Annotated in this window: 4 protein-coding genes; 3 read left to right on the top strand and 1 reads right to left on the bottom strand. The window is 72.0% G+C overall.

Annotated features, from left to right (window positions below):
• Positions 1-7 precede the first annotated feature (7 nt).
• Positions 8-3007 carry an AAA domain-containing protein gene (locus AC08OX_RS13365; protein WP_476608119.1) on the bottom strand — a complete coding sequence of 1000 codons (3000 nt, stop codon included), beginning with the start codon at positions 3005-3007 and terminating at the stop codon, positions 8-10.
• 441 nt (positions 3008-3448) lie between these two features.
• On the opposite strand from AC08OX_RS13365, the gene AC08OX_RS13370 reads away from it, so the two are divergent.
• The 3 genes from AC08OX_RS13370 to AC08OX_RS13380 all read left to right on the top strand — a co-directional run.
• Complete coding sequence (locus AC08OX_RS13370) at positions 3449-3967, top strand: hypothetical protein (protein WP_476608120.1); 519 nt, start codon at positions 3449-3451, stop codon at positions 3965-3967.
• A 527-nt stretch (positions 3968-4494) separates the two neighbouring features.
• Positions 4495-5832 carry an ATP-dependent 6-phosphofructokinase gene (locus tag AC08OX_RS13375; protein WP_476608121.1) on the top strand — a complete coding sequence of 446 codons (1338 nt, stop codon included), beginning with the start codon at positions 4495-4497 and terminating at the stop codon, positions 5830-5832.
• A 341-nt stretch (positions 5833-6173) separates the two neighbouring features.
• Positions 6174-6543: hypothetical protein (locus AC08OX_RS13380; protein WP_476608122.1), on the top strand; the 370-nt coding region annotated here is incomplete at its 3' end.

Genomic DNA, 6543 nt, shown 5'->3' on the forward strand with positions numbered 1-6543 from the left:
AACTTATCTAGGAAACTCCCGCTAGAGCGCGCACGTGCCGCGAGGCGTCGGCGAGCTGACGGCCGAGCGTGGTGAGGTCGCCGTCGGAGTGCAGGTCGTCGAGCCAGGTCTGGGCCTGGCGCCAGCGCCACGCCTCGCTGGCCCGCACCGCCTCGCCGCAGCTCGACGGGTCACCCTGTCCGGTGAGGATGGCGTCGGTCCACAGTGGCGCGACCGCGCGCAGCCGGGCCGCCAGCCGGTCCCGGCGTTCCACGCCGGGGCGCAGCGCCGCCAGCCGGGCGCTCTCGTCGAGCAGCGCCGTCCAGGTGGCCAGGTCCCGCCTGGTCAGCGCCTCGTGCAGGTCGGCCCACACCCGGCCGGCCCGCGGGCTACGGCCTCCCTCGGCGAGCGCGCCGGCGATCTCTTTCTCGCGCCGTCGGCCGGTCGCCGTGGCAAGCAGGCCGGCGAGGTGGTAAAGCGTCTCCGGGTCGGAAGGCGTCGTCGTGACGGGATGGCCGGTGGGATGGCCGGCGGGGAAGACAGCGCGCAGCCGGGCGGACAGCTCCGGTGCCGCCCGGCGTTCCCAGTCGACGGCGTCGGCGAGGCCGCCGGCGACCGCGCCGAGCCGGGTGAGGACGTCGGGTGCCGCGGGCTCGATGGCCTCACCGCCGAGGGCGGCGGCGATCGCGGCCTGACGGGCGGCGGCGGCCAGCGTCTGACGGCGGCGCACCTCTGCCTCGACGATTGCCACGTCATCCCCCGTGCGCGCGGCCAGCCCGTCGACGCGCACCGCGTCGTGCAGGTCCCGCAGCTCCCGTCCGCCGAGGCGGGGGATCCACCGGCCGGTGGCGAAGCGGCCCCGCAGGTCGGCGAGCAGCCTCAGCTGGACCCGCGGGTCACCGGCGGGCAGCTCGATGGAACGGCCGAAGGTGAGGGTGGTCAGACGGCGCAGCTCGGCGACCTCGGCGGCGAGGGCCGTGGCCTGGTCGGCCCAGAACCTGGCCTGCTCACCCGACGCCGCGCACTGCGCCCGGGCGGTGGTGAGCCAGCCGACCGACAGCCGGCGCAGCCGGTCGGCGGCGGCCCGGGTGTCCTCGACCAGGGCACGGACGCCGTCGGCACCGTCGGCACCGTCGACGTCGAGCGCGTCGAGCGCGTCGACGGACAGGCCGGCCTGTTCGAGGTTGGCGAGCCCGGCGCGGATCTCGTCGAGTTCGTCGTGCAGCCGGCCGAGGGCGACCGCGCCCGGCAGCGACGCGCCGCCCGGCAGATTGCCCGCGGCGGCCCGGGCGTCGGCGGGGGTGATCTCGCGCGCGGTCCGGTAGAGCTCGGCGAGCTCGGCCGGGCCGAGCGGAAGCGCGCGGGTGGGGTCGAGCCGGTCGGGAACGAACCCGAGCTCCTCCGCGCGCTCGGCCAGCCAGCTCGCTACCTCCGGCGCGCGTTCCGGCCCGTGCGGCAGGTCGAACTCCCGCGCCTCGCCGGCCAGCAGGTCGATCATCCGCAGTTCGAGGGCGCGGGCGGTGGCGCGGGCGGCGTCCAGCTCCTCGGCGAGGGCCTTCACGGCCGCGGTCTCCCGCGCCGGGTCGACCTCGCTGACCGCCCCGGAGATCTCCACGACGGCGGCGCGCAGTTCGTCGAGGTCGGCCCGGCTCGACCCGAGCACGGCGACGGTCAGGTCGCGCAGCTCCCGCGGGATCTTGTCGCGCAGCACCGCGAGGGCCTGTTCGTCCTGCGCGGTGACGAGCACCCGCTGCCCATGCGCCACGAGGTGGCAGATCATGTTCGCGATGGTGTGGCTCTTGCCGGTGCCGGGCGGCCCTTGCACGGTGACTCCGCGGGCGCTCGCGAGCTGCCGGGCGATCCGCTCCTGGTCGGCGTTCGTCGGCAGCGGCATCAGCAGGCGTTCACCGAGCCCCGCGGGGGAGCCGTCGTGACCGCGCCGGCCACGGCCTCGATCGGCGTGGGCACCCTCGGGGAGGGTGCCGTCGGCCCGATCGTCCCCGCCGAGCGCGGCGGCGACGAGCCTGTCGTCGGCGACCACGGCGGCGATGGCCTCGGGGAGCAGGTCCCGTTCGGCGAGGGCGGTCCGCAGCTCCGCGTAGAACTGCGCCTGCAGGGCCGGCCGCGGCCGTACGTACACCGCCCAGGTGTCGACCAGGACGGGGCTCGGCCCCGGCGGGGGCACCGGACCGGTGGTCGCGCGGGCGTCCAGCCCGAGCGGCGCGAGGATCTGGCGGTGCAGCCCGGCCTGGGCCGGGGCGTCCCACGGATCGGCCGGCGCCGTCCGCAGCCGGTCGCGCAGGGCCGACATCTCGTCCAGACCGGGCAGGCCGAGGCCGTGCAGGGGCTCGGTCTCCAGGCTCACCGGACCGTCGGGATGCAGCCGGATGACCCCGGAGTCCGGATCGACCGTCAGCACCATGCGGGTGACGAGCAGCGGATGGATGATCGTCGCGTCGCCGACCCGCCAGCACAGCACCGAGTGCCCCCAGGCCAGCTCCACGGTCGCGGCCTCGCGCTGCAGCCGCAGGCGCAGGTCGAACAGGCGCTGGTAGAGGGCGCGCGCGTCGCGGGCGGCGCGTGCCTCGGGCGCCCACGGCCGCCACACCTGACGCACCCAGGCGTCGAGCAGGGCGACGGCGCCCGACGGAGCGTCCCGCTCCTCGCCCGGGACACCGGGAGGCTCGCGCTCCCCGGTCTGCTCGACGGCCTCCGCGTCCAGGAGATGGGCGGGGATGGTGGGTGGGGCGTCCGGGCTCACCACCGTCCCGGCCAGGTAGCGGTCGAGCGGGGGTGGCCAGCTCGGCGCGGCCGGCTGAAGTACCCGGGCGACCTCCAGCCAACTCTCCCGCTGCGTTGTCGGGCCGAGCCGGACCCCCGGATGGGACGGGACGTCAGCCGGAAGGAGCGGAGCGGGGACGTACTCGGCGAGCTGGCGACGGGGGGCACCGCGTCGTTCGGCGGCGAGCGCGGCCAGGTAGTCCAGGAGCCGAAGCGACCGGCCACGGACCTGATCACGAGCGGACATCGGGCTCCTCGGCTGGCGGGCTGGGTCAGGGCGCGGCGGCGCGATGCCACCTGCCGCCTTCGCCTTCGCCTTCGCCTTCGCCTTCGCCTTCGCCTTCGCCTTCGCCTTCGCCTTCGCCTTCGCCTTCGCCTTCGCCTTCGCCTGATCGACCTTACGACCTGTCTCCGACACAATCGCCGGCTTCCGGCCTGTCCCGCCCGGACCGCCGCTCGGACCGCCGCCCGGGGACGCGCGGCGCGTTTCCGTCCGTGGCCGCACCTACGCCGGACGAGGCCGACGCCTGATCCACTACCAGGGACGCACGTGGGGCGGCGAACCGTCGGCGTGTCGATCCTGTCGTCTTCTGGACACGCATAGTGACCATCGGTACCGTCCGACGTCGTCTGGTCCGACGTCGTCCGGTCGGGCTGCGCCAAGTCGGGCTGCTGGGGGAGAGCCACCATGGGATTGCGTTCCGGCGGTGCCGCCGTGCTCACGAGCATGCTGGTTGTGCTGGCCGCGGTTCCGGTCGCGGCTTCGCGCCCCGCGGACGGCCCGTCGCGTTCCGTGGCGGAAAGCTCGCGTTCCATCGACGAGGCGCCGGAGCAGGTCTCGCTCCGTGCTTTCGACGGCGGCGTTGCCAGCGGTAATGATCTCAGTGGTAATGCTCTCAGCGGTAACTATCTCAGTGGTGGCGGTCCGGCCGGTGGTCACCTCGCGCTCGGCCACGGCGGCCAGGACGGGGACGGCGGCCGGGACGGGGACGGTGGCGGGGACCACGGCCGTGGTGATGGGGACTCCAGAGCGTCCGCTGGCACGGGTGCGCCTCGGCCCCCCGCCCCGGACAGGACCGGGACGGATCCCCGCGGGAACTCGCTTTCCTATACCGGTGGGCAGGTCAGCGTCCTTGCCGTCCTGGCGGCGCTGTTGCTCGGTGGGGGAGCCTTCTGGCGGCGCGCGCACCGGGCCGGGCTGTCCTGAGCGCGGTGACCTGCCGGCTGCCGGCCGGCGAATCTGGGGGACCTGAGCACAGTTTGCGGTCCCTGGACCGTGACGGGCTCCCCCAAATTCGGCCGCCGCGCGATGGTGGTCACTGCATGAGCTGACCGTCTACCGGACTTCGCGGCCGCCGACGTCGCGGGGCTTCCGGATCCGGGTCTGGGTCTGGATCCGGGTCTGGGTCTGGATCTGGTCTGGTCTGGGTTATCCGGCTCGGACGGTCTGCCCGCATCGCCTGCCCGCATCGCCCGGAGGTGTCCGCCCGGGACAGGTCGGGACGGGGTTGGCAGGTTGTTACGCCGGTTTCGCGCCTATGAAGCCATTGTTTCCGTCCGCAGGTTGCGGGTTATCCCGTCGACGGGGTCGTGGTGGGTGGTTTGGGTCGGTACTCTCGGAGTGGAGAAACCTAGGATGATCGGGGGCGTCCGTGCTCCTCTGGTCCAGGTAAGTATGAAGCGAAGTCACCAAGACTGATGTAGCGCCGATCGAGACGTGAGGGCCGGGTAACGGTGGGTGCACCAATACTGGTGGATAATGCCGATCTGGCGGTCAAGACCCTGGGGGTCTGCCGGATTGACTCCCCGCTCCTGCCGCTGCTGGGGGAGCGGCCGACGACGCAGCATTACATCGATGAGTCGGACAAGGTCCTCTACGACGACACCGCCCTGATGATCTCCTCGCGGGGTGTCGCGCTCGATGACCTGCCCGGATTCGAGCCGGCCGGGCCGCGCCGGAAGATCTACTTCGACCCGTCGAAGACCCGGGTGGGCATCGTCACCTGCGGTGGGCTCTGTCCCGGGTTGAACAACGTGATCCGCGGTCTGGTGCTGGAGCTGACCTCGCACTACCGGGTTCGGCGGATCTGCGGATTCCGCAACGGGTACCAGGGCTTCATCGCCCGCTACGGCCACGACGTCGTCGATCTCACCCCGGAAAGCGTCGCCAACATCGACGAGGACGGCGGGACGATCCTCGGCAGTTCCCGCGGCCAGCAGGATCCCGCCGAGATCGTCGACTGCCTCTCCCGGATGAACATCAACATCCTGTTCGTCATCGGCGGTGACGGCACCCTGCGCGGGGCCGGGCAGATCGCCCGGGAGGCCGAGACGCGCGGGGAGAAGATCGCCGTGGTCGGCATCCCGAAGACGATCGACAATGACATCCCCTACATCGACCAGAGCTTCGGCTTCCAGACGGCCTTCGGCAAGGCCGCGGAGTCCATCCGGGTCGCGCACGCCGAGGCGACGTCCGCGCCCGGCGGGCTCGGCGTGGTCCGGCTCATGGGCCGCCACTCGGGATTCATCGCCTGCTACGCGACGCTGGCGAAGAGTAACGCGGACGTGGTGCTCATCCCGGAGCTGCCGTTCAAGCTGGAGGGCGACGGCGGTCTGCTGAACTACGTGCGTCGCCGGGTGGCCGAGCGCGGCCACGCCGTCGTCGTCGTCGCCGAGGGTGCCGGCCAGGAGCTTGTCGTCGGCCAGCCGGAGAGCACCGACGCGTCCGGGAACCGCAAGCTGCACGACATCGGCCCGGAGCTCTCCCGTCGGATCAAGGAGTACTTCGACGCCGAGGGCATCGAGCTCAACCTGAAGTACATCGATCCCAGCTACGTGATCCGCAGCGTGCCGGCGAACCCGTACGACAGCGTCTACACGATCCGGCTCGCCCACGCGGCCGTGCACGCCGCGATGTCCGGCCGCACGGAGATGGTCGTCGGCCGCTGGCGGCGGCGGTTCATCCACATCCCGATCCCGCTCGCGATCAGCCAGCGCAACCAGGTCGACCCGGCCGGTGATCTGTGGATGTCCGTCCTCGAAGCGACCGGCCAGCCCCCCCGCTTCGAATAGCCGAGTAGCCAACTCCCTCTCTTGCCTTTCCAGAGGGATAAAAGGGACGTCGAAGCCTCTGGATAGGCAAGGTTCCCGGTGTGGCCGTGCGTGTCCACAAGGACGAATCGGGCTCGGGGCCTCTGGACAGACACCCACCGGAACAGCCCACGGTGTGCCGCGATCAGGTCAAGCCGGGTCGGGCGGCGGATCCACCAGAAGCAGAAGCCGGTCCGTCATGCCGGACGACGGGCGCCGATCACCGTAGGGTACGACGTCAGACGCACCCGGCCCGCCGCGCCTGACCTGGATGTGCTGGCCGGACACTGTTCGGACCTGGTGGGTAGGAGGGCAGGGAGTACGTGGAGGTCTTCGAGACTCATCGGAGCCTGATCGAGGACTATGCGGCCTTCACCGACTCCCTCGTCGAGGTTCGCGACGAGAAGATCAAAGATTATCTCGAGCAGGAGCGGGCGGCGAAGGTCCGCTGGCCTGACCCGTGGATCTCGCTCAACCCTGCGTTCGCCTCCGGCGGCACGGTCGACGAACTGGTCGGCACGGGTCTGCTGCACCCCGACTGCGGCAGATTCTTCCGGGTCAAGAGGGATTCCGGCGATCCCGGCAGGCGGTCGCTGACGCTGTATCGGCACCAACGGGAAGCCATCGAGGCGGCCCGGGACGGCAGCAGCTATGTGCTCACCACCGGCACGGGATCCGGTAAAAGCCTTTGGG

The organism is Frankia sp. CoBUL1, assembly GCF_978021245.1.